We start from the raw sequence: 22,593 nt of genomic DNA, 5'->3' as shown, positions 1-22,593 counted from the left end.
CATGCAATATCCCATCGCCATCGAATGGGGTGATGAACACACCGCCATCGGCATCCAGATTCCGGATATTCCGGGGGCCGTGACCGCCGGCGATACGTTCGAAGAGGCTTATAACGCCGCCCTGGAAATCGCCCACATCATGCTCGAGGAGATCGTTTCGAACGGCCAGCCCGTGCCGACACCCTCGCCCTCCTTCACCCATCGGAAAAATCCCGAGTTCGCGGACATGGGCTGGGGCATGCTGGAAATCGATATCTCGCCCTACCTGGGCAAGACCGAGAAGGTCAACGTGACCCTTCCCGGCTTTGTGATCCAGCGTATCGATCGTTACGTGCGCGACCACCGGATCAAGAGCCGCTCATCGTTCCTGGCGGACGCGGCGCTGGAAAAGCTGGTGCGCACTTAAACGCTGGCAACGGCCGGGACACCGCTGTGGAAGCGGAATTCGCTGTCGGGCGACTCGATCAGGTCCTGCTCGACCGCCCGCACCCGCTCGATGACCCGGCCGATGTCCTCGGCGTCGCCGTATTGGTAGGCCAGTTTCAGGTAACCCTGGAAATGCCGGGCCTCGCTCTTGAGCAGGCCGAAGTAGAATTTGCCCAGTTCTTCGTCCAGATGCGGCACCAGGGCCTCGAAGCGCTCGCAACTGCGGGCTTCGATAAAGGCGCCGACCACCAGGGTGTCCACCAGTTTGACCGGTTCGTGGCTACGGACCGCCTTGCGCAACCCCGAGGCATAACGACCGGCGGACAACTGCCGCAACTCGATCTTGCGCCGCTTCATCAGCCGCATGACCTGTTCGTGGTGCACCAACTCTTCCCGGGCCAGACGCGACATCAGGTTGATCAGATCGACATGGGAGTGGTACTTGGCGATCAGGCTCAAGGCGGTGCTGGCCGCCTTGAACTCGCAGTTCTTGTGATCGATCAGCAGCGTTTCCTGATCCGCCAGCGCCGCCTGCACCCAGCCTTGCGGGGTCGGGCAACCGAGGAATTCATGGATTTCCGGCAGATTCACAGGAAAACTCCCGTCACAGGAGAGGCTTGGCAAGGGCGCAACGCGGGAATAGTCGACATGGGGCTCACAAAAACCGGGGGGATCAGGCAGAACAAGGTCGCCGATTATACGGCGGCCGGAGCAGATCGCCAGTCGCCCTGCTTGATATGCATCAAGGTCGCAGTCGGCAGACTGCAACTATAGTTGTATCAAGTCGCCTTCAGACTTTCTCGGAGCACCCCGACCATGCAAGCCATCCGCAGCATTCTGGTGATACTCGACCCCGACCACGCCCACAGCCTGGCCCTCAACCGCGCCAAGCTGATCGCTGGCGTCACGGATGCGCACCTGCACCTGCTGATGTGTGATCCCAAGCACGACCACAGCGCCCTGCTCAGCCTGCTCAAGAGCCAGTTGCATGACGACGGCTACAGCGCCACGGCCGAACAAGCCTGGGACAAGACCATGCACGAGACCATCATCGGCGTGCAACAGGCCGAAGGCTGTGGCCTGGTGATCAAGCAGCACCGCCCCGACAGCCCGCTGAAGAAGGCCCTGCTGACCCCTTCCGACTGGAAGCTGCTGCGCTACTGCCCCTGCGCCGTATTGATGGTCAAGACCGAGACGCCCTGGTCAGGAGGCGTCGTTCTGGCGGCCGTGGACGTGGGCAATGCCGATGATGAACACCGACACCTGCACGCCAGCATCATTGATCACGGCTATGACATCGCCAGCCTGGCCAAGGGCAGCTTGCACGTGATCAGCGCCCACCCCTCGCCCATGCTGTCGGCCGCCGACCCGGTATACCAGCTCAGGGAAACCATCGAAGGCCGTTATCGCGACCAATGCCGGGATTTCCAGGGCCAATTCGATGTGGATGACGAACACCTGCATATCAAGGAAGGCCCCGCCGATGTGCTGATTCCCCATATGGCCCGCACGCTCGGGGCGGCGGTGACGGTGATCGGCACGGTGGCGCGCACCGGGATTTCCGGGGCACTGATCGGCAATACCGCGGAAGTGGTGCTCGATGCCCTGGAAAGCGATGTGCTGGTGCTCAAGCCCCAGGAAATCATCGATCACCTGGTGGAGACGGCGCCACGGCCCTGATCAGCCGCCCATGGCCTCCTTGAGGAAACCCGGGGCGATATAGCGCTGGTAATGCGCCTCGGACAGCAGGAAAAATTCCCGATCGATGGCGTCGCGCAGCTCAGGCAGGCCCCAGTCGCGAAACTCCGGCAGCAACACCATGCCATAGGCCTCCAACTGGCTGATCACCCGGGCGCCACGGGCAATCAACTGGTACGCCCAGCAATATTCCGACTGATGGGGCACGAAGCGGATCTTGCGGGCCTCCAGTTGCTGGCGCAGCCTGGACGGATCGAATACCTCGATCTTGGCCACCATGACCTGGACCAGCAATTGTTCCAGGCGCAACCAGACCGCACGCTTTTCTTCCTCGTTGTAGCCGTTCCAATGGATGACTTCATGGTGGAAGCGCTTGCAGCCGCGGCACACCAGATCACCGTAAACAGTGGAGCAGAGGCCGACGCAGGGGGTCTTGATGGTCTGATTGGACATGGGCAGGGGTCACGCGGAAAAGCAGAACAGGTCCGCATGTTAGCCCTTTGTCTAACAAGGGTCACCCCCGAACCTGTAGGGCCTAACTTACCTTTCTTTGGAATATGCCGTAGAATCGGCCTGCCTTTTTAGGCGCCAATGTCCGTTGGAAGCTGTTTTCAAAGCGTCACGAGCACAGTTCACCCTAGAGAACGGCGTTGGCGCAGGAATTCCCCCCGGAAGCCCCTGCGCCGACCCTCATCAGCCCCGTTCCGCAGGCGTAAAACTTTGAAAACAGCTTCTGTTGGAAATCGTGGAAACTCTGGCTAAGCGGCTCAAAAAGCCCCGCAGCGCATGAGTGCCGTGCATTTCTGGATGAGCGTCCCGGACACCCATTTGGGACCACTGATGAGGGTAATAACTGTGCTTGAAGCCTACCGCAAACATATCGAAGAGCGTGCAGCCCTGGGTATCGTGCCCCAGCCGCTTAACGCCGAACAAACCGCAGGCCTGGTCGAGCTGCTGAAAAATCCCCCGGCTGGCGAAGAAGCTTTCCTCGTTGACTTGATCACCAACCGCGTTCCGCCTGGCGTGGACGAAGCGGCCTACGTCAAGGCCGGTTTCCTTTCCGCCCTGGCCAAGGGTGAAGTCAAATCCCCCCTGATCGACAAGAAGCGCGCGGTAGAACTGCTCGGCACCATGCAGGGCGGCTACAACATCGTGACCCTGGTCGATCTGCTGGACGACGCCGAGCTGGCAGCCGTTGCCGCCGCGCAACTCAAGCACACCCTGCTGATGTTCGACGCCTTCCACGACGTCGCGGAAAAAGCCAGGAACGGCAACGCTCACGCCAAGGAAGTGATCCAGTCCTGGGCTGACGGCGAGTGGTTCAAGAACCGCCCGGTGCTGGCCGACAAGATCAGCCTGCGCGTATTCAAGGTCACCGGCGAAACCAACACCGACGACCTGTCGCCGGCTCCGGACGCCTGGTCGCGCCCTGACATCCCGCTGCACGCCCTGGCCATGCTGAAAATGGCCCGTGACGGCATCGTGCCTGACCAGCAAGGCGCCATCGGCCCGATGAAACAGATCGAGCAGATGCGCAACGACGGCTTCCCGATCGCCTACGTCGGTGACGTGGTCGGTACCGGTTCGTCGCGTAAATCGGCCACCAACTCGGTGCTGTGGTTCTTCGGCGACGACGTCCCTTACGTGCCGAACAAGCGCGCAGGTGGCTTCTGCTTCGGCAGCAAGATCGCCCCGATCTTCTACAACACCATGGAAGATGCCGGCGCACTGCCGATCGAGTTCGACGTTACCAACATGAACATGGGCGACGTGATCGACCTGTACCCCCATGCTGGCAAGGTCACCAAGCACAACAGCGATGAAGTCCTGACCACCTTCGAAATGAAGACCCCGGTCCTGCTCGACGAAGTCCGTGCCGGCGGTCGTATTCCGCTGATCATCGGCCGCGGCCTGACCGAGAAGGCGCGCGCTGAACTGGGCCTGCCACCTTCGACCCTGTTCAAGCTGCCGGAAGCTCCCGCTGAAAGCACCAAGGGCTACACCCTGGCGCAGAAAATGGTCGGCAAGGCCTGTGGCGTGACGGGCGTTCGTCCTGGCACCTACTGCGAGCCGAAGATGACCACCGTCGGCTCCCAGGACACCACTGGTCCGATGACCCGCGACGAGCTGAAAGACCTGGCCTGCCTGGGCTTCTCCACCGACCTGGTCATGCAGTCGTTCTGCCACACTGCGGCCTATCCGAAGCCGATCGACGTCACCACGCACCACACCCTGCCGGACTTCATCATGACCCGCGGCGGTGTTTCCCTGCGTCCGGGCGACGGCATCATCCACAGCTGGCTGAACCGCATGCTGCTGCCGGACACCGTCGGCACCGGTGGTGACTCCCACACCCGTTTCCCGATCGGCATCTCGTTCCCGGCCGGCTCCGGCCTGGTGGCTTTCGCCGCCGCCACAGGCGTTATGCCATTGGACATGCCGGAATCGATCCTGGTGCGTTTCAAGGGCAAGCTGCAACCCGGCGTCACCCTGCGTGACCTGGTTCATGCCATCCCTTACTACGCCATCCAGAAAGGCCTGCTGACCGTCGAGAAGAAAGGCAAGAAAAACGCCTTCTCCGGCCGCATCCTGGAAATCGAAGGCCTGGAAACCCTGACCGTCGAACAGGCTTTCGAGCTGTCCGACGCCTCGGCCGAACGCTCCGCCGCCGGTTGCACCATCAAGCTGTCGAAAGAGTCGATCGCCGAGTACCTGAAGTCGAACATCACCCTGCTGCGCTGGATGATCGGCGAAGGCTACGGCGATGCCCGCACCCTGGAGCGTCGTGCTCAGGCGATGGAAGCCTGGGTTGCCAACCCGGAGCTGCTGGAAGCCGACAAGGACGCCGAGTACGCGGAAATCATCGAAATCGACCTGGCCGACGTCAAGGAGCCTGTGCTCTGCGCGCCGAACGACCCGGACGACGCCCGTCTGCTCTCCAGCGTTGCTGGCGAGAAGATCGATGAAGTGTTCATCGGTTCCTGCATGACCAACATCGGCCACTTCCGCGCTGCGGGCAAGTTGCTGGAACAGGTCAAAGGCCAGTTGCCAACCCGTCTGTGGCTGTCGCCGCCGACCAAGATGGACGCTCACCAGCTGACCGAAGAAGGCTACTACGGCATCTACGGCAAAGCTGGCGCACGCATGGAAATGCCGGGCTGCTCGCTGTGCATGGGTAACCAGGCACGGGTAGAACCGAACTCCACCGTGGTCTCGACTTCGACCCGTAACTTCCCGAACCGTCTGGGCGACGGCGCGAACGTCTACCTGGCTTCGGCTGAGCTGGCGTCCGTGGCTTCGATCCTGGGTCGCCTGCCGACCGTCGAGGAATATATGGAGTACGCCGGTAAGATCGACAGCATGGCTGCCGACGTTTACCGCTACCTCAGCTTCGACCAGATCGCCGAGTTCCGTGAAGCCGCGGCGAACGCCAAGATTCCGGTCGTTCAAGCCTAAGCTGTACGCGCAATAGAAAAAGCCCCGACTAGTCGGGGCTTTTTTATGCCTGTCGGTTTTATACCTGCCGTTACTGACGCACCAGGCGCTGGTTCTGGAACGCAGCCGCTTCGGTACTGCGATACGGATTGATATCCAACCCGCCCCGTCGCACGTAACGCGCATACACCGTCAATTTTTCCGGTTTCAACAGGCGTTGCAGGTCGAGGAAGATCCGCTCCACACACTGCTCGTGGAAGTCCGAGTGCTGACGGAAACTCACCAGATACGCCAGCAGGCTCGCGTGATCCAGCGCCGCGCCGCGATACTCCACCACCACACTGCCCCAGTCCGGCTGGCTGGTCACCGGGCAATTGGACTTGAGCAAATGGCTGTGCACGCTCTCCTCGACAATCCGCGACGCATCGCAACGCAACAGTTCCGGACGCGGATGGGCGTAGTCACTGACACTGATCTCCAGGTCGTCGATGCACACACCCGGCAAAGCGACCACACCCTCGGCCTGCACCTCGCTCAAATGGCGGACCCGCACCCCCACCGGCTTGCCGGCAGCGGCCGACAGATCGGCACGCAGTACCGCTTCCAGACTGGCGGTATCAACGAACGGCGTCTGGTTCAGGGAGTTGAGGTACAGCTTGAAGGACTTGGATTCGATGATATTCGGCGAATCCGCCGGGATGCTGAACTCACCGATCGCCACCACCGGCTTGCCGGACGGCAACAACCAGGACAACTCGAAGCAGTTCCAGAAGTCCACGCCGACATACGGCAGGGTCTCGGCGCTCAGGCCCAGCTCGGCCCATTTGGCCGCCCGTGGAATCGGAAACAGCAAAGACGGGGTGTAGGTGGCGATGTACTCACTGGACTTGCCCAGTGGCGAATGTTCGGCGGCGGGATGCATGACAAAAACCTGACTGAATAAACCCCGCCAGTCTATCGCAATTCACCCGCACGCACGAAAACCCTGGGCCCGGCCGGGCCACTTCAAGGCGCAACCTTCACCGTCCCGACCATCCCCGCCTGGTAATGCCCGGGAATATTGCAGGCAAATTGCAGGTTCCTGGCCTGGCTGAAGGTCCAAGTCAGTTCGGCGGTCTTGCCCGGCTCCACCAGCACACTGTTGGGGTCGTCATGCTTCATCCCGTGCCCCATGGCCCCGTGATCCATGCCCGTCATATTCATGCCGGTGGCGGTCAACTGGCCGCCCTGCTGCATCTTGAGCATCTCCTGCTGGTGCTCGGCATGGGCCGCCGCATGGCCCAGGTTGAATTCATGCAGCAGATGACCTTTATTGATCAGCACGAAACGCACGGTTTCACCCGCCTTCACATCCAGTTCCTTGGCACTAAAGGCAATGTCGGTCATGGTCAATTCAACCGTACGGGTGGCCTTGCTCGGCGGCGCCGGCTGGCCGAAGTCGTAGCTCTCCGCGGGCGAGGCCAGGGCAGGCAGACTCAGGGCCAGCAAACCGGCCAGCAGCAAGCTGTTACGCAAAAACATAATCACACTCCAAGGGGATGGGCTCCAGGCTGTGTGAAACTGTAAGGCCCGCTCGCTGGCATTGAGCTGACCTTCAGATTACAACTTTGTCAGCTTGCCCCCCGGCCAGCGAGTGCGCGGTATAACGTTCCTGTGTCATTAGCCATGAGTCATCCATGAAACTGCTGATCGTCGAAGACCAACCGAAAACCGGCCATTACTTGCGCCAGGGCCTGAACGAGGCCGGCTTCAACACCGAACTGGTGGCCGACGGCACCACCGGCCAGCATTTGGCGCTGACCGGCGACTACGCGCTGCTGATACTCGATGTCATGCTGCCCGGTCGCGATGGCTGGCAAATCCTCCAGGCCGTGCGCAGCGCCGGCCTGGATATTCCGGTGCTGTTCCTGACCGCCCGCGATGCCGTCGAGGACCGCGTCCACGGCCTGGAGCTGGGTGCCGACGACTACCTGGTCAAGCCGTTCGCCTTTTCCGAACTGCTGGCCCGGGTCCGCAGCCTGCTACGCCGGGGCAGCGCGGCCACCCAGGAAACCCACCTGCAACTGGCCGACCTGCGCCTGGACCTGATTCGTCGTCGGGTTGAACGGGCCGGACAGCGCATCGACCTGACCGCCAAGGAGTTCGCCCTGCTGGAACTGCTGCTGCGGCGCCAGGGCGAGGTCCTGCCCAAATCCCTGATCGCGTCCCAGGTCTGGGACATGAATTTCGACAGCGACACCAATGTCATCGAAGTGGCGATCCGCCGTCTGCGCCTAAAGGTCGACGACGCCCATCCGCACAAGCTGATCCATACCGTGCGCGGCATGGGTTATGTCCTTGAAGAGCGCAACGCCTGATGCGCCGCCTGTCCCTGGGCAGTCGCCTGGCCCTGTTGTTCGCCGCTTGCACCGCCGTGGTTTCGCTGAGCGCGGGCGTACTGTTCAACCGTGCCAGCGAGTCGCACTTCATCGAACTCGACCAGCAACTGCTCGACGCGCGCCTGGCGGCCTTGCGTGGCAGCCTGGCGGGCGTCGGGAACCGCGACGACTTTCAGCAGCGCCGCGAACGGCTGCCGGCCGAACTCAACCTGAGTCCGGACCTGGCCTTGCGGGTCAGCGGCGCCGATGGCCAGCGCTGGTTCAATGCCGCGAATGCCCTGCCCGGCGACCTGCCGACGCAAGCCGGGCTCACCAGCCTGCGAATCGAGGGCACCGCCTATCGGGTCTTCAATGCCCCGCTGGACCCGAGCAAGGCCGACTCACCGCAACTGACCCTGATCCTCGATATCACCCATCACCAGCATTTCCTGCAACGCATGCAGCACCTGATCTGGCTGACGGTCAGCCTTTCGGCCCTGGCCACCGCCCTGCTCGGCGCCTGGGCAGCGCGCAGTGGCTTGCGCCCCTTGCGGCGCATGAGTGAAGTGGCCGCCGGGGTTTCGGCCAGCTCGCTGACCCAGCGCCTGCCCGAGGAACAGATGCCGCCGGAACTGGCGGAGCTGGCGCAGTCGTTCAATGCCATGCTCGCGCGCCTGGATGACTCGTTCCAGCGACTCTCGGCGTTCTCCGCCGATATCGCCCACGAACTGCGTACACCACTGTCGAACCTGCTGACCCACACCCAGGTCACCCTGACCCGGCCCCGGACGCTGGAGGACTACCGCGAAACCCTGCATAGCAACCTCGAGGAGCTGCAATGGATGGCGCAGCTGGTCAACGACATGCTCTACCTGGCCAAGGCCGACCACGGGCTGCTGACGCCCCGGCGTGAGGCGCTGGAGCTGGCCGATGAGGTGGATGCCCTGCTGGAGTTCTTTACCCCACTGGCGGAAGAGAATCGAGTGCGACTCAAGCGTGAAGGCCAGGCGAGTCTGGCGGGCGATCGCGGCATGCTGCGTCGGGCGTTGTCCAATCTGCTGGACAATGCCTTGCGCTTCACACCTGAGGGCGGCGAGATCGCGGTGAGGCTGGAGAATGTGCCGCAGGGCCTGCGGGTCAGCGTCGAGAATACGGGGGAAGGTATTGCCCCGGGATTGTTGCCGCAGCTGTTCGACCGTTTTTATCGGGCCGACCCGGCACGCCGTGAAGGCAGCAGTGAGCATGCGGGGTTGGGACTGGCGATTACCCAGTCGATCGTTAGGGCCCATGGTGGGCAGATTCGTTGTGAATCGGAGAGGGGCTGGACGCGGTTTGTGATCGAGTTGCCGTGCCAGGCTTGAGGGCCTCTTCGCGGGCAAGCCCTGCTCCTACAGTTTTCCGTCGTTCACAGAACTTGTGTACGCCACCGTACTGTAGGAGCAGGGCTTGTCGGATCGCCGCACCGCCGCGAAAAGGCCATCCCCGACTACGAATATCTCAGGGCGTGAGCAGGCTCGATCTTCGCCGCCCGATACGCCGGGTACAAAGTCGCTAGGAAGCTGAGAACAAACCCGGCCGAACAGATCAACACCACATCCCCCGCCTGCAACTGCGACGGCAGGTTACTGACGAAATACACGTCGGAACTGAAGATATGCTGCCCGCTGACCCGCTCGATCCAACCCACCATTTCACTGACATTCAGTGCTGCAATCACCCCCAGCACACCGCCGATCAAGGTCCCGACAATCCCGATCACCGTGCCCTGGACCATGAAGATCGCCATGATCTGCCGTGGCGTGGCGCCGATGGTGCGCAGGATCGCGATATCCGCGCCCTTGTCGTTCACCACCATGATCAGGGTCGCGATGATATTGAATGCCGCCACCGCGACGATCATCAGCAACAACAGGCCGATCATGGTCTTTTCCATCTTCATGGCACTGAACAGGCTGCCTTGGGTATGGGTCCAGTCATCGGCCTTGAAATCGCTGCCCAGGCCCGTGGCGATGTCCGTGGACACCTGCGGCGCCGCATACAGGTCCTTCACCGCCAGCCGCACGCTCTGCACCTGGTTCGGCTGCCAGTGCTGGATATCCGCCGCGTCGCTCATATGGATCAGCGCCATGGAGCCATCCAGCTCCGCACCGACCTTGAACACCCCGACCACGTTCAGCCGTTGCAGGCGCGGGGTAATACCGCCGGGCTCGGTGCTGGGTTCCGGGACAATCAGGGTCAGCTTGTCGCCGACATTGACCCGGAAGCGCCGCGCGGTGATCTCACCGATCACCACCCCGAACTCACCCGGTTTCAGATCTTCCAGGCGCCCCTGGACAATATGCTGGGCCACAATCGACACCTTGCCTTCCTGGGCCGGGTCGACACCACTGATCTGGATCGGCTGCATCGACCCCTTGTAGGAGAGCATGCCGTCCATTTCGGTAAAGGGCACCGCCGCCGTCACTTCAGGATTCTTCAGCGCCGCGTCAGCCACCGGCTGCCAGTCGTCGATAGGCTTGACGCCAACGATGGTGGCGTGGGGCACCATACCGAGAATCCGCGAGCTCATTTCCTTCTGGAAACCGTTCATCACCGACAACACCACGATCATCGCCAGCACGCCCAGGGCGAGGCCGATCATCGAGGTCATCGAGATAAACGAGACAAAACGGTTGCGGCGCTTGGCGCGGGTATAGCGCGTGCCGATGAAAATCGATAACGGTCTGAACATTCGCTGGCCACCGTAGAAAAATAATCGACCCGGCACCCGCGTCATTCAACGGGTGCAGGTCCTGGCGAATCAGATAGCGACGAGTTTGCCGTCTTCCAGGTGCAACACGCGATCCATCTGCCGGGCCAGGTTCATGTCGTGGGTCACCACCAGGAACGCCGTGCGCATCGAGGTGCTGAGTTCCAGCATCAAGTCCTGGATGCCCTGGGCAGTATGGTGGTCGAGGTTACCGGTGGGCTCGTCGAGCATCACCAACCCCGGTTTGTTCACCAGGGCCCGGGCAATCGCCACACGCTGGCGCTCACCACCGGACAGCTCCGACGGCTTGTGCTCCAGGCGATGGCCGAGGCCGACCCGCTCCAGCAAGGCCGTGGCGCGCTGACGGGCCTCGGGAATCGCGGTGCGCCCGATCAGCAGCGGCATGCAGACGTTCTCCAGCGCGGTGAACTCGGGCAACAGGTGGTGGAACTGGTAGACGAACCCCAGCGAGCGGTTGCGCAACAGGCCACGGGCTTTCTCACCCAGGGCGGAAAGCTCCTCGCCAGCCAGCCAGACGCTGCCCTGGGACGGTGTATCAAGACCGCCAAGCAGGTTGAGCAAGGTACTTTTGCCCGAACCCGAGCTGCCGACGATCGCCACCCGCTCACCGGCGTGCAGCTCCAGCTGCAGGCCCGACAGGACCACCACCGACTCCGGGCCTTCCTCGTAGGACTTGCCCAGGTCGCGGCAACTCAGCACTGCTTTTTCACTCATGCCCAACTCACTCATAACGTAGCGCCTCCGCAGGCTGGGTGCGCGCCGCACGCCAGGCTGGATACAGGGTGGCGAGAAAACTCAGGACCAGTGCCGCGCCGCAGACCATCAACACATCCTCAGCCATCAACTGGGACGGCAGGTAGTCGATGAAGTACACGTCGGCATTGAGAAACTTGTGCCCGATCAGGCGCTCCAGGGCGGCAATCGCGGCGCTGACGTTCAGCGCGGCGAGGATCCCGACCACCGCGCCGATCAGCGTACCGATCACCCCGATCACGGTGCCCTGGACCATGAAGATCGCCATGATCTGTCCCGGCGTGGAGCCCAGGGTGCGCAGGATGGCGATATCGCCCTTCTTGTCGTTCACCACCATCACCAGGGTCGAGATGATGTTGAACGCCGCCACCGCCACGATCAGCAGCAACAGCAGGCCGATCATGGCCTTTTCCATCTTGATCGCCTGGTACAGGTTGCCGTGGGTACGGGTCCAGTCACGGGCGTAGTAATGACCATCGCCCAACTGCTGGGCGATCTCCCAGGCCGTGCGCGGGGCCTGGAACAGGTCGTCGAACTTCAGCCGCAGGCCCTGGACCTGGTCCGGCTTCCAGCGATGCAGGCGCGCCAGGTCCTCGAGGTTGGTCACGCCCAGGTAACCGTCCAGCTCACCGGCACCGACATGGAAGATGCCGACCACGGTGAAGCGTTTCATCCGTGGAAACATCCCCGCCGGGGTCACCGTGACTTCCGGGGCGACGAAGGTCAGTTTGTCGCCGAGTCCGACGCCCAGCTTGGTCGCGGCCTTGTCGCCGATGACGATGCCAAAGCTGCCGGGGGTCAGCGCATCGAGTTGGCCCTGCTGCATGAACTGGTCAATGATCGAGACCTTGCGCTCCTGCGCCGGATCGATGGCATTGAGGATCACCTTCTGCACCTGGCCGTTGTTGGTCAACAAGCCCTGCATCTGGGTAAACGGCGCGACGGCCTCTACCTTCGGGTTCTTGAGGATCTTGTCGGCCAGTGCCGGCCAGTTGCTGATCGGCTCATCGGACTCGATGGTCGCGTGGGGCACCATGCCCAGCACGCGGGTGCGCATCTCATGATCGAAGCCGTTCATCACCGAGAGCACCACGATCATCACGACCACGCCAAGCGCGAGCCCGATCATCGAAGTCAGGGAAATGAAAGACACAAAATGATTGCGACGCTTTGCACGGGTATAACGCGTGCCGATAAATACGAAGAGTGGTCTGAACATGTCGGGGCTTGTTCGGAGGAAAAGAAGACGTCCTTGTGGCGAGGTAGGGTCAGCAGCTTTACACTCAGACCATCACCTCTGCCCTGGGTTCGCCATGTCGACATTAGATGAAGAAGATCGCCGCGAATACTACCGTATCGAGGACACGATCGCACTGGAAATCAGCCCCTTGTCCGCCCCCGAAGCGGCGAACAAGGAAGTGTTACAAGATGCTTCTCCGCTCTTCAACCTGCTGAGCGAACTGCACCTGAGCGAATTCGAGTCCCAGCACCTGCTGCGCCAGGTCAGCGAGCGTGACCGAAGCCTGACGGCCTTCCTCAAGGCCCAGAACAAGCGCATCGACCTGCTGAGCCAGGTGATGGCCTATTCGGTGCTAGGCGAGTTCGGCGAACCGCAACGGGTGACGCTTTCCGAAGGCGGCCTGGAGTTCGAACACCATATCGCTTATCCCGTCGGCAGCCACCTGGCGATCAAGATGGTGCTGATGCCCCAGGCGCTCGGGCTGTTGCTGCGGGCCAAGGTAACCCATTGCGCGCCCCGCCACTTCGGCACCTTCGACATCGGCACCGAGTTCGAAGCCTTGACCGATGCCCAGCGCCAGTTGCTGGCGCGGCATATCCTGCAGAAACAGGCGCAGGAGCGACGCCTGGCCCGGGAGCAGAGCGACCCCGAGGCCACCTGATCCCTGCGGCTGCAGCCAGCCTGCCGTCTTAACCTTGTAACCGTATTTTTTCTCCCTGAAGGAGCAGTCGTGACTCTGATTTATGGCCATCGTGGCGCCAAAGGTGAAGCACCGGAAAACACCCTGACCAGTTTCCAGGAATGCCTCAAGCACGGCGTACGCCGTTGCGAGCTGGACCTGCACCTGTCCATGGACGGTGAACTGATGGTCATCCATGACCCGACCCTCAAGCGCACCACCGACCGCCGCGGCAAGGTGGTCGAACACTCCGCCGCCGAGCTGGTGACCTATGACGCGCGCCAGGGCGGTCCGGGCTGGATCAAGCCCTGCCCGATTCCACGCCTGGAAGAACTGTTCGAACAGTGCGATTTCGAGCACTGGCAACTGGAAGTCAAGAGCGCCTCGCGCACCCGGGCGGCGACCACCGTGCTGGCGATCCGCGAAATGGCCCAGCGTTTCGGCCTGCTGGACAAGGTCACCGTCACTTCCAGCTCCCGGGAAGTGCTCAAGGCCGCCCTGGAACTGACCCCGGACCTGTCACGCGGACTGGTAGCCGAATATGCCTGGCTCGACCCGTTGAAGGTCGCCCAGAGTTATGGCTGCGAGATTCTGGCGTTGAACTGGACACTCTGCACCCCGGAACGCCTGATCAAGGCCCAGCGTCAGGGTCTGCATGTGTCGGTGTGGACGGTCAACGAACCCGCGCTGATGCGCAGGCTCGCTGACTTCGGCGTCGATAGCCTGATTACAGACTTTCCCGGTTTGGCCACGGCCACACTTGGCAAAGGCTGAAATCGGTCTCCCCGGCCGGCTCAGGCCACCGGCCGGAGCCGCTCAAAAAAGCCGGTTGAGACCATCGTACGCCGCTACCCGATAGGCTTCGGCCATGGTCGGGTAGTTGAAGGTGGTGTTGACGAAGTACTTCAGGGTGTTGTTCTCGCCCGGCTGGTTCATGATCGCCTGACCGATGTGCACGATCTCCGACGCCTGGTAACCGAAACAGTGCACACCCAGGACTTCCAGGGTTTCACGGTGGAACAGGATCTTCAACATGCCTTGCGGCTCGCCGGCGATCTGCGCCCGGGCCATGCTCTTGAAGAACGCCTTGCCCACTTCGTAAGGCACCTTGGCCTTGGTCAGTTCATGCTCGTTCTTGCCGATCGAGCTGATCTCCGGGATGGTGTAGATCCCGGTCGGCACGTCGTTGACATAACGCCAGCTGCCGTTGTCGACAATGCTGCCCGCCGCCGAACGCCCCTGGTCGTGGGCGGCACTGGCCAGGCTCGGCCAGCCGATCACATCACCGGCGCCGTAGATGTTCGGCACGCAGGTGCGATAGTTCTCGTCGACCTCGATCTGGCCACGGCTGTTGACCTTGACCCCGATGTTCTCCATGCCCAGCTTGTCGGTGTTGCCGGTCCGGCCGTTGCACCAGAGCAAGGCGTCGGCCTTGATCTTCTTGCCCGACTTCAGGTGCAGGATCACCCCGTTGTCCAGGCCTTCGACCCGGTCGTACTCTTCGTTGTGACGCACGGTGATGTTGTTGTTGCTGAAGTGATAGCTCAGGGCCTGGGAAATTTCCGAATCCAGGAAGCTGAGCAACTGGTCGCGGTTGTCCACCAGTTCCACCAGCACGCCGAGACCACTGAAGATCGAGGCGTATTCACAACCGATCACCCCGGCACCGTAGATGATCAGCTTGCGCGGCGTGTGGCCGAGGCTGAGGATGGTGTCGCTATCGTAGATACGCGGGTGGTGGAAATCGATATCGGCCGGGCGATATGGACGCGAACCGGTGGCGATGATGATGTGCTTGGCCACCAGTTTCTCGACCACCCCGTTTGAGCAGACCACTTCGATGGTCTGCTCGTCGGCGAAGCTGCCGGTGCCGAAGAACAGGTCAACCCGGTTGCGGGCGTAGAAGCCGGTGCGCGAAGCGACCTGCTTGGAAATGACCTTCTCGGCGCTTTTCAGCACGTCCGGGAAGGAAAACCAGCGCGGTTCACCAATGGCCCGGAACATCGGGTTGGTGTTGAACTGCATGATCTGCCGGACCGAGTGACGCAAGGCCTTGGACGGGATGGTCCCCAGGTGGGTGCAGTTACCGCCGACCTGGCGACGGCTGTCGACCATCGCCACCTTGCGCCCCGCTTTCGCGGCGTTCATTGCCGCGCCTTCACCAGCAGGGCCGGAACCCAGTACCACTACGTCGTAGTTGTAGACAGCCATGCGTACTCCTCAGAACAGGCCGAGGCACCCCTCTGGCACCTGCGGCTAAATCATGTCGCGGCCAGCGACATGAAGGATCAAATCTCGGTGTGCAGTCTATAGAAGCTTCAACGCCGCGCACATTAACCCTTGGTCGCGTCGTAGGCCAGCTTTGCCTGCACTACATGTTATGCCCGTCACCCTTGGCCAGGCGCTCGAACGCCTGATTTGTCCGTGTGACGAAACCTGTATCGGCACGCATCACAAAAAATGCGGCAATCATGTGTTTTTCCGCGTAATCCCAGCCACGCTCGGGCCCCAGTATCAGCAACAGCGTCGAAAAACCGTCGGCCATCAACGTCGACGGGTGAATCACCGTGACCGATGCCAGGTTGTGGGTAATCGGCGCGCCGGTCAGGGCATCGAAGGTGTGGGAATAACGCTTGCCGCCCTGTTCGAAATAATTACGGTAATCGCCCGACGTGGAAACGCCATAACCGTCGAGGGCGATGATCCGCTGCGCCACCTGCTCGTCATCCCGTGGCACCTCCAGGGCGATCCGCCAGGGACTGCCATCGGGTTTTTTGCCGACGGCCTTCAACTCGCCAGTGGCTTCGGCGAGAAAACTGTCCAAACCAAGTGCCTGCAAGCGCGCGACGATACGATCCACCGTATAGCCCGCCGCGATGCTGTTGAAGTCCACCTCCACGGCGGCATCCTTGCACAGCTGGTCGCCGTCAATCCGCAGATACCGGTGGCCGACACGCTGACGCACCTCGGCCAACCGTGCCGCGTCCGGCACCTTTTCCTCGCGCCCCTGCGGACCGAAGCCCCAGAGGTTCATCAAAGGCTCGACCGTCAGGTCGTAGGCACCGTCGCTGTCCAGCGACAACTGTTCACCGACGCGGACCAGTTCCAGAATAGAAGAGGGCATGACCTGGCAACTGTGGGCCGGTAGCTCGTTGAAGCGCTCGATATCCGAGTCGCCACGATAGGTCGACATCTGCCGGTCGACCTCGGCCAGGATCGCCTCGACCGCGGGCTTGACCTCGGCGACCGCCGGGCCGCCGGCATGCCGGACGTACTGGATCGAATAGGTGCTGCCCATGGTCGGGCCACCAAACTGCTCCAGCGAATCTGCGTTACCGCAACCGCCGAGCAGGACAAAAACACCGCTCAGCACCAGGGCGGGTAACAAAGGCATGGCAGGCTGTGGATTTGACATAGTCTGTAGAAAGGCCCTTTTCGAGGTTGACCATTATGCGTCAGATAGCCGCCTGCCTATTACTGATCTTCAGCTCGCTGACCTGGGCCGGTCCCGCCGAACGCCTGAAGGAAGCGCATTTCCCCAGCCAATGGCACAACGGCAGCGAAACCCTCGAACTCAAGGGGCAAAGCGTCCTCACCTACCTCTGGGCCGACGTCTATGCCGCCGCGCTGTATAGCCCCCCCGGCATCAGCGCCCGCCAGGCCGTCACCGAACTGCGCGACCTGCGCCTGGAGCTCTATTACTTTCGCGACATCGACCGAAGCGATGTCATCAAGGCCGCCACCGCCACCCTGCAACGCCAGCAAACAGTCGCTACCCTGGTCCGCCTGCAAGGCGAACTGGACAGCCTGCACCAGAGTTTCAAGGACATTCAGCGCGGTGATCGCTATGCACTCGACTACCGGGTCGGACAAGGGCTGAACCTGGAGCGCAACGGCCAGGTGATCTTCAGCAGTCGCGATCCGGAACTGGCCAGGGCGTACTTCGGTATCTGGCTGGCCCCGCAAGGCCTGTCGGATCCGTTACGGGAAACACTGTTGGCACAAAACCACGGCTGAAGCCGTCTAGATCAAGGGTTGTGCCACTTAGCCAGTAGCCTAGGTTTTTTGTTGCCTGATGACTCTAATACACATATCGTTACATAACTGTACTGCCAGCGTGCGTATGCCTGAAAGGTTCAGTAAGGACGAGCAAAGACGATGGATTGCTTATAAGACAGACAAAGAGAGTAAATAACATGGCCTCGAATACGGGCAAGGGCAAGGCGATTTTTCGCGTTGTCAGCGGCAATTTCCTTGAGATGTTCGACTTCATGGTTTACGGCTTTTATGCCACGGCCATCGCTAAAACCTTCTTTCCTGCCGACAGCGCATTTGCATCCCTGATGCTCTCGCTCGCCACCTTTGGTGCCGGCTTCCTGATGCGCCCGCTGGGTGCAATTTTCCTCGGCGCCTACATTGACCGCCATGGCCGTCGCCAAGGCCTGATCATCACCCTGGCGCTGATGGCGGCGGGCACGGTGCTGATTGCCTGCGTACCCGGCTATGCGACCCTGGGCGTTGCGGCACCGCTGCTGGTCCTGCTCGGTCGCTTGCTGCAGGGCTTCTCCGCCGGCGTGGAACTGGGCGGCGTCTCGGTCTACCTGGCCGAGATCTCGACCCCGGGCCGCAAGGGCTTTTTCGTCAGTTGGCAGTCCGCCAGCCAACAGGCCGCGGTGGTTTTCGCCGGCTTGCTGGGTGTGGGCCTCAACCATTGGCTGAGCCCAGAACAAATGGGTGACTGGGGCTGGCGCGTGCCGTTCCTGGTGGGCTGCATGATCGTTCCGGCAATCTTCCTCATCCGTCGCTCGCTGGAAGAAACACCTGAGTTCCAGGCACGCAAACATCGTCCGAGCCTGTCGGAAGTGATGCGTTCAATCGGTCAGAATTTCGGCCTGGTGCTGGCGGGCACGGCACTGGTGATCATGACCACCGTGTCCTTCTACCTGATCACCGCCTACACCCCGACTTTCGGCAAGTCAGAGCTGCACCTGTCGGACTTCGATGCCCTGCTGGTGACCGTCTGCGTCGGCCTGTCGAATTTCTTCTGGCTGCCGGTGATGGGTGCGCTGTCCGACAAGATCGGGCGCAAACCGTTGCTGCTGGCGGCGACCATCCTGGCGATCCTCACCGCGTATCCAGTGCTGTCCTGGCTGGTGTCGGCGCCAAGCTTCAGTCACCTGCTGATCGCCTTGCTGTGGCTGTCGTTCCTCTACGGCTCCTACAACGGTGCCATGGTGGTGGCCCTGACCGAGATCATGCCGGTCGAAGTGCGGACCACCGGTTTCTCCCTGGCCTACAGCCTGGCGACGGCGACCTTCGGCGGCTTTACCCCGGCGGTCTGTACCTATCTGATCCACGTGCTGGACAACAAGGCGGCACCGGGCATCTGGCTCAGTGCCGCGGCAATACTGGGGTTGATTGCGACCCTGGTACTGTTCCGTGGCAACAAGCATGAACTGCGCACGGCGCAGATGGCTGTGTCCAGCCGCGGCTGAGCAGACGCCTTCACCCGCCAGCAAACGCCCGCAATGCCGGCGCTTGCTGGTCACCTCGCGCGCAGCACGGACGTTGCGCGGCGGTTTGCCAAGGGCTCCCCGCCCATCACGGCCCCGGCCTTGACCATTCGGCCACACGCGACTCACCGGCAACCTTCAACGACTGGCTCCACCCCCCTCCCAGGGCCTTGTACAGGTTCACCTGATTGATCTCCCGGGCCAGCTCCAACTGCGACCATTTCTGCTGCGCCTCGAACAGCGAGCGATGGGCATCCATCGTCGAGAAGTAGCTGTCCATCCCCGCCTCGAAACGCAATCGCGACTGTCGATAGGCCTCCTGGTAGTCCTCCACCAGGCGCTTCTGCGCCGCCACCTGGGTGAGCATCTCCTGGCGGGCATTGAGCGCATCGGCCGCTTCGCGAAAGGCATTCTGCACCGTCGCCTCATAGGCCGCGGCCCGGCCATCGAATCGTGCATGCGCGCCATCCACCTGAGCCCGTCGGGCACCGCCATCGATCAGGGTCAGGGAGCCGCTCAGGGCGGTCGACCAGAACTGCGCCGGGGCGCTGAGCAAGCGGGAAAAGTCGCCGCTCAGGCTACCCAGCGCCGACGTCAGGGAAAAGGTCGGGAAGTAAGCGCTACGCGCCGCGCCGATATCCGCATTGGCCGCGCGCAGCAAGGCTTCGGCCGCCATGATGTCGGGGCGTCGGGTCATCAGCGAAGAAGGCAGCCCAGCCGGCACATCGGCGGTGGCCAGGGACTCGCCCAACACCCCACTGGGCAAGAGGGCCGGTGGCACCGGCTGACCGACCAGTACCCGCAGTGCATTCATGTTCTGCGCCACCTGCATGCGATAGGTGTTGATCTGCACCGCCGCGGTATTGGTTTGCGCATCGGCCTGATGCACATCGATCTGCGCACTGGAGCCCAGGTTGTAGCTCTTGCGCAGCAACTGCCCGTAGTGGTTCTGGGTCTCGTAGGTGGTCTGGGCGAGATCCAGCAGGTTCTGGCTGGCCTTGAGGCTCAACCACGTACTGGCGACCTCGCCGATCAGCGCCAGCCGAGCCGTCTGATAGTCCGCTTCGGAAGCTTCGAAGCGAGCGCCGGCGGCGCTTCTCTGGCTACGTATGCGCCCGAACAGATCCAGTTCGTAGGAGGTGAAACCGGCTGTCGCCTGAAAGGTATTGGCGATACTGCCCGCGCTGTCCCCACCACCCGGCGTGCGCACCAGCGGCGGCAACTTGCTGCGCCCGGCATAGGTATCGATGCCGATCGTGGGGAACAACGCCGACTCTGCACCGGCATAACCGGCCCGGGCTTCTTCCACGCTGGCGGCGAACTGGCGCAGGCCGCGATTGTTCTCCAGCGCCAGCTCGATCAGGGTCCGCAGCCGCGGATCGACGATAAACCCATGCCAATCGTGATCGAACGCCTCCCTGGCCGTACAACAGGCGCCTGCCGAACTGGCCGGCCACTGCTGGTCGATCGGCGCATCGGGCTTTTCATAGGGCGGGTCCAGCGAACAGGCGCTGAGCAGGAACAGGGACATCAGGCAAGTCGAAGGTACACAACGGTTCATGATCCACCTCTATCAACGCAGGCCCAACCAGGCTCGCAAGGGTGAAACCAGGGCATCCCACAGGCCGCCACGGGCCCCGGCCACCCGCGACAGGGGCTGTTTGCGCAATCGCGGCGCAGCCGGTCGATAACTCGATAGCGAGTCATGGGACGGCTCCCCGGATGGCCGGGAGAACGACGGCAGCGAACGACGCTCCCCCAGCAACGAACGGCGCAGCAGGGTGCCAAAGGCCATGGCCGGCTCCGCCTTGCTCGCCACATTGACGCTGGCATCACTGAACAACCGGGCGATAAGGCGCTGGCGCAGCCCCTCCTCGAGGTCGACAAAACGCAACCCCAGACGATCGTTGCCCTGGTTGCGCATGACCTCCACGGCGAGCCAACCGAGCGAGGGGATCCATAAGTGCCCGCGCACACCGGGCTTGATCAAGTCGGCAACGGCACAAGACAAGCACACCCCGCTGACCGAAATATCCACCAGACGCCCCGCAAAGGTTTTCGTCCCCAGTCTCAAGCCAGTGGCTTCATCAATGGGAAAGCGCTCTTCGCCATGCAGCCGCGGCCGGTCAACGCAGGCCACCAGCGTCGCCAGGTTGTAGATCAATGCGACCACGGTCCAGCACAGGTTGAACAGCATGTTGCCGTCAAAGGCCGCGGCCGTGGCAATGGCGGTGAACGCGCCCACCTGGGAGAACAGGATCAATGCCAGAAAGAACCCGAACAGCTTCCAGTGGATCAGGGTACGGGTGCGGTCGAGCCCCTTGGCGGTCACCTTGAAGGGGCGGCCGAACGGCCGAATCATTGCACTGGCAATCGTCGCGGTGACCGCCAGGGCCGCGACGATCTGCGTGACCTCGGTGAACACCGGCAGGGTTCGGCGTGCCGTGACCCAGGTGCCATAGCCCCAGAAAGCGATCAGTGCCGGCATGCCGAAAGCCAGGAAATCCAAGGGCCTGGCATAGAACCCGGCAATGCCGAAGTACCAGTAGAGCACCGGTGAGACCAGCAGCATCAGGATGAAGGGTTTGGAGAACCAGTGCATCAGGCCATGCAGGTAGTGCACTCGATCATTGAAACTGTAGCCACGGCCACGCAGCGGCCCCTCCTTCAACAGCGCGACCTGAAGGGTTCCCAGGCACCAGCGCGCACGCTGGTTGATGTACTCGGTCAGCCCCTCTGCCGACAAACCGATGGACAGTCGCTCGTTGAGCCAGCGGGTCACATAGCCTTGTTGCAGCAGGCGGCAGGTGGTGTAGATGTCCTCGCAGACCGAGCCGGTGGGAAAACCGCCGATGCGGGTAATCAGGTCACGCCGCACCACAAAGGAGGTGCCCACGCAGAACGCCGCGTCCCAGCCATCCTTGGCCGGCTGGAAAACATCGAAGAAGACTCGCTGCTCGTCCACCCAGCAATCGGACGAGCCGAGATTGTGCTGGATCGGATCCGGGTTGTAGTAGAACTGCGGTGTCTGCACCAGGCCTACCCGTGGGTCCTCGAACAATCCCAGGATCCGCATCAGGATCGGTTGCTGGGCAGCGAAATCGGCGTCCAGCACCAGAATGTACGGCGCATTGCTGCTGGCGGCCGACTGGCGCAATCCGTTGTTCAGATTGCCGGCCTTGGCGTGGGTATTGTCCGCACGCCGGGCATATTGCACCCCGGCCTCGGCGCAATAGTCACGCAACCAGTCACGCCGGGTATCGTCCAGCACCCAGACAGTGAAGTTGGGGTAATCGATGGCCTGGGCGGCAAGAATGGTTTTCTCCAGGATCTCCAGGCCTTCGTTGTAGGTGGCGATAAACACATCCACCGCCGGCACGTCGCGCCCGGCCGCCCGCAAGCGACGCTCGCCGGCATCGGCACTGGCCCGGTGATCGCTGCGACCGAGCAGGACGATAATGGAAAACAGCGTGTAACCGATGGCCATCAGCTCGAAGAACAGAAAGGCATAGGCCCATACCGTGGCAAATCCGCCATGCCCGTCGGGCAAGGTGTCGCGGATACGCCAGGCAGCGTAGTTGACCAGCAGCACCGCGGTGATCGCCCCAAAGCCGGCCCGCGCGCCCCATTGCTCGCGCCGGGTCAGGCAACTGAAGATAATCACCACCGCCAGGGTCCAGAAATTGATTTGCACAATCTGCAACGAGTCCAGTGCTTGCATA

20 protein-coding genes are annotated in these 22,593 nt (G+C 62.1%); 9 read left to right on the top strand and 11 right to left on the bottom strand.

The genetic code is table 11. The features are described 5' to 3' along the window. The first annotated feature begins 1 nt into the window (after window position 1). Window positions 2–406: a type II toxin-antitoxin system HicB family antitoxin gene (locus M5C71_RS15280; RefSeq protein ID WP_103499481.1), complete on the top strand. Its 405-nt coding sequence runs from the start codon at window positions 2–4 to the stop codon at window positions 404–406. Here the strand turns inward: M5C71_RS15280 and miaE are convergent. Then, window positions 403–1,017 (bottom strand): tRNA isopentenyl-2-thiomethyl-A-37 hydroxylase MiaE, encoded by a 615-nt coding sequence (miaE, locus tag M5C71_RS15275; protein ID WP_178129745.1) that lies wholly within the window; start codon window positions 1,015–1,017, stop codon window positions 403–405. The two genes, M5C71_RS15280 and miaE, sit on opposite strands and share 4 nt — an antisense overlap. 225 nt (window positions 1,018–1,242) lie before the next feature. Here miaE and M5C71_RS15270 point away from each other — a divergent pair, with 225 nt between their 5' ends. Then, window positions 1,243–2,106 (top strand): universal stress protein, encoded by an 864-nt coding sequence (locus M5C71_RS15270; RefSeq protein WP_103499474.1) that lies wholly within the window; start codon window positions 1,243–1,245, stop codon window positions 2,104–2,106. On the opposite strand, the gene M5C71_RS15265 is transcribed toward M5C71_RS15270, so the two are convergent. Next, entirely contained in the window at window positions 2,107–2,577 is a 471-nt protein-coding gene (locus M5C71_RS15265; RefSeq protein ID WP_248744812.1) for a DUF1289 domain-containing protein, read from the bottom strand. It lies immediately after the preceding gene. A gap of 402 nt (window positions 2,578–2,979) precedes the next feature. On the opposite strand from M5C71_RS15265, the gene acnB reads away from it, so the two are divergent. Then, window positions 2,980–5,580, top strand: coding sequence for a bifunctional aconitate hydratase 2/2-methylisocitrate dehydratase (gene acnB / locus M5C71_RS15260; RefSeq protein ID WP_103499476.1), 2,601 nt, complete (start codon window positions 2,980–2,982; stop codon window positions 5,578–5,580). A gap of 70 nt (window positions 5,581–5,650) precedes the next feature. Here acnB and queF read toward each other — a convergent pair whose 3' ends face one another. Both queF and M5C71_RS15250 read right to left on the bottom strand, forming a co-directional pair. Further along, window positions 5,651–6,481, bottom strand: a complete 831-nt coding sequence (gene queF, locus M5C71_RS15255) for an NADPH-dependent 7-cyano-7-deazaguanine reductase QueF (RefSeq protein WP_103499477.1) — start codon at window positions 6,479–6,481, stop codon at window positions 5,651–5,653. 83 nt (window positions 6,482–6,564) lie between these two features. Then, window positions 6,565–7,080, bottom strand: a complete 516-nt coding sequence (locus M5C71_RS15250) for a cupredoxin family protein (RefSeq protein ID WP_248768145.1) — start codon at window positions 7,078–7,080, stop codon at window positions 6,565–6,567. A 155-nt stretch (window positions 7,081–7,235) separates the two neighbouring features. Between M5C71_RS15250 and M5C71_RS15245 the strand changes: the two genes are divergently transcribed. Together M5C71_RS15245 and M5C71_RS15240 are read left to right on the top strand one after the other, a co-directional pair. After that, the gene (locus tag M5C71_RS15245; RefSeq protein ID WP_103499479.1) at window positions 7,236–7,916 is read left to right on the top strand and encodes a heavy metal response regulator transcription factor; all 681 of its coding nucleotides are present in this window, start codon (window positions 7,236–7,238) and stop codon (window positions 7,914–7,916) included. Beyond that, a complete protein-coding gene (locus M5C71_RS15240) occupies window positions 7,916–9,277 on the top strand; it encodes a heavy metal sensor histidine kinase (RefSeq protein WP_103499480.1) in 1,362 nt (453 codons plus the stop codon). The genes M5C71_RS15245 and M5C71_RS15240 overlap by 1 nt, the downstream gene beginning before the upstream one ends. Before the next feature lie 125 nt (window positions 9,278–9,402). Here M5C71_RS15240 and M5C71_RS15235 read toward each other — a convergent pair whose 3' ends face one another. From M5C71_RS15235 to M5C71_RS15225, 3 genes are all read right to left on the bottom strand, one after another. Then, a complete protein-coding gene (locus M5C71_RS15235; protein WP_103498399.1) occupies window positions 9,403–10,647 on the bottom strand; it encodes a lipoprotein-releasing ABC transporter permease subunit in 1,245 nt (414 codons plus the stop codon). A 69-nt stretch (window positions 10,648–10,716) separates the two neighbouring features. Next, window positions 10,717–11,400, bottom strand: a complete 684-nt coding sequence (lolD, locus tag M5C71_RS15230; RefSeq protein WP_177102479.1) for a lipoprotein-releasing ABC transporter ATP-binding protein LolD — start codon at window positions 11,398–11,400, stop codon at window positions 10,717–10,719. A 7-nt stretch (window positions 11,401–11,407) separates the two neighbouring features. Next, window positions 11,408–12,658 carry a lipoprotein-releasing ABC transporter permease subunit gene (locus M5C71_RS15225; protein WP_103498397.1) on the bottom strand — a complete coding sequence of 417 codons (1,251 nt, stop codon included), beginning with the start codon at window positions 12,656–12,658 and terminating at the stop codon, window positions 11,408–11,410. A gap of 94 nt (window positions 12,659–12,752) precedes the next feature. On the opposite strand from M5C71_RS15225, the gene M5C71_RS15220 reads away from it, so the two are divergent. Continuing rightward, window positions 12,753–13,340, top strand: coding sequence for a PilZ domain-containing protein (locus tag M5C71_RS15220; RefSeq protein WP_103498396.1), 588 nt, complete (start codon window positions 12,753–12,755; stop codon window positions 13,338–13,340). Window positions 13,341–13,409: 69 nt separating this feature from the next. Continuing rightward, window positions 13,410–14,132 carry a glycerophosphodiester phosphodiesterase family protein gene (locus M5C71_RS15215; RefSeq protein ID WP_100939189.1) on the top strand — a complete coding sequence of 241 codons (723 nt, stop codon included), beginning with the start codon at window positions 13,410–13,412 and terminating at the stop codon, window positions 14,130–14,132. 42 nt (window positions 14,133–14,174) lie between these two features. On the opposite strand, the gene sthA is transcribed toward M5C71_RS15215, so the two are convergent. Together sthA and M5C71_RS15205 are read right to left on the bottom strand one after the other, a co-directional pair. Then, a complete protein-coding gene (gene sthA, locus M5C71_RS15210; protein ID WP_103498395.1) occupies window positions 14,175–15,569 on the bottom strand; it encodes a Si-specific NAD(P)(+) transhydrogenase in 1,395 nt (464 codons plus the stop codon). Between the two features lie 160 nt (window positions 15,570–15,729). Beyond that, window positions 15,730–16,752 (bottom strand): FAD:protein FMN transferase, encoded by a 1,023-nt coding sequence (locus tag M5C71_RS15205; protein ID WP_248768144.1) that lies wholly within the window; start codon window positions 16,750–16,752, stop codon window positions 15,730–15,732. A gap of 56 nt (window positions 16,753–16,808) precedes the next feature. On the opposite strand from M5C71_RS15205, the gene M5C71_RS15200 reads away from it, so the two are divergent. Next, window positions 16,809–17,375: a chalcone isomerase family protein gene (locus M5C71_RS15200; protein WP_177102481.1), complete on the top strand. Its 567-nt coding sequence runs from the start codon at window positions 16,809–16,811 to the stop codon at window positions 17,373–17,375. Window positions 17,376–17,554: 179 nt separating this feature from the next. Then, window positions 17,555–18,853, top strand: coding sequence for an MFS transporter (locus M5C71_RS15195; RefSeq protein ID WP_152737324.1), 1,299 nt, complete (start codon window positions 17,555–17,557; stop codon window positions 18,851–18,853). A gap of 106 nt (window positions 18,854–18,959) precedes the next feature. Here M5C71_RS15195 and M5C71_RS15190 read toward each other — a convergent pair whose 3' ends face one another. Both M5C71_RS15190 and M5C71_RS15185 read right to left on the bottom strand, forming a co-directional pair. Next, on the bottom strand, window positions 18,960–20,432 hold the full coding sequence (locus M5C71_RS15190; RefSeq protein ID WP_248768143.1) for an efflux transporter outer membrane subunit: 1,473 nt from the start codon (window positions 20,430–20,432) through the stop codon (window positions 18,960–18,962). A gap of 12 nt (window positions 20,433–20,444) precedes the next feature. Continuing rightward, a complete protein-coding gene (locus tag M5C71_RS15185) occupies window positions 20,445–22,592 on the bottom strand; it encodes a glycosyltransferase family 2 protein (protein ID WP_248768142.1) in 2,148 nt (715 codons plus the stop codon). Between the last annotated feature and the right edge of the window lies 1 nt (window position 22,593).

It is taken from the genome of Pseudomonas sp. MWU12-2345, from assembly GCF_023242385.1.
GTDB classification, from domain to species: Bacteria; Pseudomonadota; Gammaproteobacteria; order Pseudomonadales; family Pseudomonadaceae; genus Aquipseudomonas; species Aquipseudomonas gingeri_D.
This window is presented reverse-complemented; position numbering and strand designations above follow the sequence as displayed.

Excerpts from the sequence above, each read along its gene's own strand:
- M5C71_RS15280 (WP_103499481.1), top strand. The coding sequence starts at position 2 with ATGCAATATCCCATCGCCATCGAATGGGGTGATGAACACACCGCCATC.
- M5C71_RS15270 (WP_103499474.1), top strand. The coding sequence starts at position 1,243 with ATGCAAGCCATCCGCAGCATTCTGGTGATACTCGACCCCGACCACGCC.
- M5C71_RS15265 (WP_248744812.1), bottom strand. The coding sequence starts at position 2,577 with ATGTCCAATCAGACCATCAAGACCCCCTGCGTCGGCCTCTGCTCCACT.
- queF (WP_103499477.1), bottom strand. The coding sequence starts at position 6,481 with ATGCATCCCGCCGCCGAACATTCGCCACTGGGCAAGTCCAGTGAGTAC.
- M5C71_RS15250 (WP_248768145.1), bottom strand. The coding sequence starts at position 7,080 with ATGTTTTTGCGTAACAGCTTGCTGCTGGCCGGTTTGCTGGCCCTGAGT.
- M5C71_RS15245 (WP_103499479.1), top strand. The coding sequence starts at position 7,236 with ATGAAACTGCTGATCGTCGAAGACCAACCGAAAACCGGCCATTACTTG.
- M5C71_RS15240 (WP_103499480.1), top strand. The coding sequence starts at position 7,916 with ATGCGCCGCCTGTCCCTGGGCAGTCGCCTGGCCCTGTTGTTCGCCGCT.
- M5C71_RS15235 (WP_103498399.1), bottom strand. The coding sequence starts at position 10,647 with ATGTTCAGACCGTTATCGATTTTCATCGGCACGCGCTATACCCGCGCC.
- lolD (WP_177102479.1), bottom strand. The coding sequence starts at position 11,400 with ATGAGTGAAAAAGCAGTGCTGAGTTGCCGCGACCTGGGCAAGTCCTAC.
- M5C71_RS15225 (WP_103498397.1), bottom strand. The coding sequence starts at position 12,658 with ATGTTCAGACCACTCTTCGTATTTATCGGCACGCGTTATACCCGTGCA.
- M5C71_RS15220 (WP_103498396.1), top strand. The coding sequence starts at position 12,753 with ATGTCGACATTAGATGAAGAAGATCGCCGCGAATACTACCGTATCGAG.
- sthA (WP_103498395.1), bottom strand. The coding sequence starts at position 15,569 with ATGGCTGTCTACAACTACGACGTAGTGGTACTGGGTTCCGGCCCTGCT.
- M5C71_RS15205 (WP_248768144.1), bottom strand. The coding sequence starts at position 16,752 with ATGCCTTTGTTACCCGCCCTGGTGCTGAGCGGTGTTTTTGTCCTGCTC.
- M5C71_RS15200 (WP_177102481.1), top strand. The coding sequence starts at position 16,809 with ATGCGTCAGATAGCCGCCTGCCTATTACTGATCTTCAGCTCGCTGACC.
- M5C71_RS15195 (WP_152737324.1), top strand. The coding sequence starts at position 17,555 with ATGGCCTCGAATACGGGCAAGGGCAAGGCGATTTTTCGCGTTGTCAGC.
- M5C71_RS15190 (WP_248768143.1), bottom strand. The coding sequence starts at position 20,432 with ATGAACCGTTGTGTACCTTCGACTTGCCTGATGTCCCTGTTCCTGCTC.
- M5C71_RS15185 (WP_248768142.1), bottom strand. The coding sequence starts at position 22,592 with ATGCAAGCACTGGACTCGTTGCAGATTGTGCAAATCAATTTCTGGACC.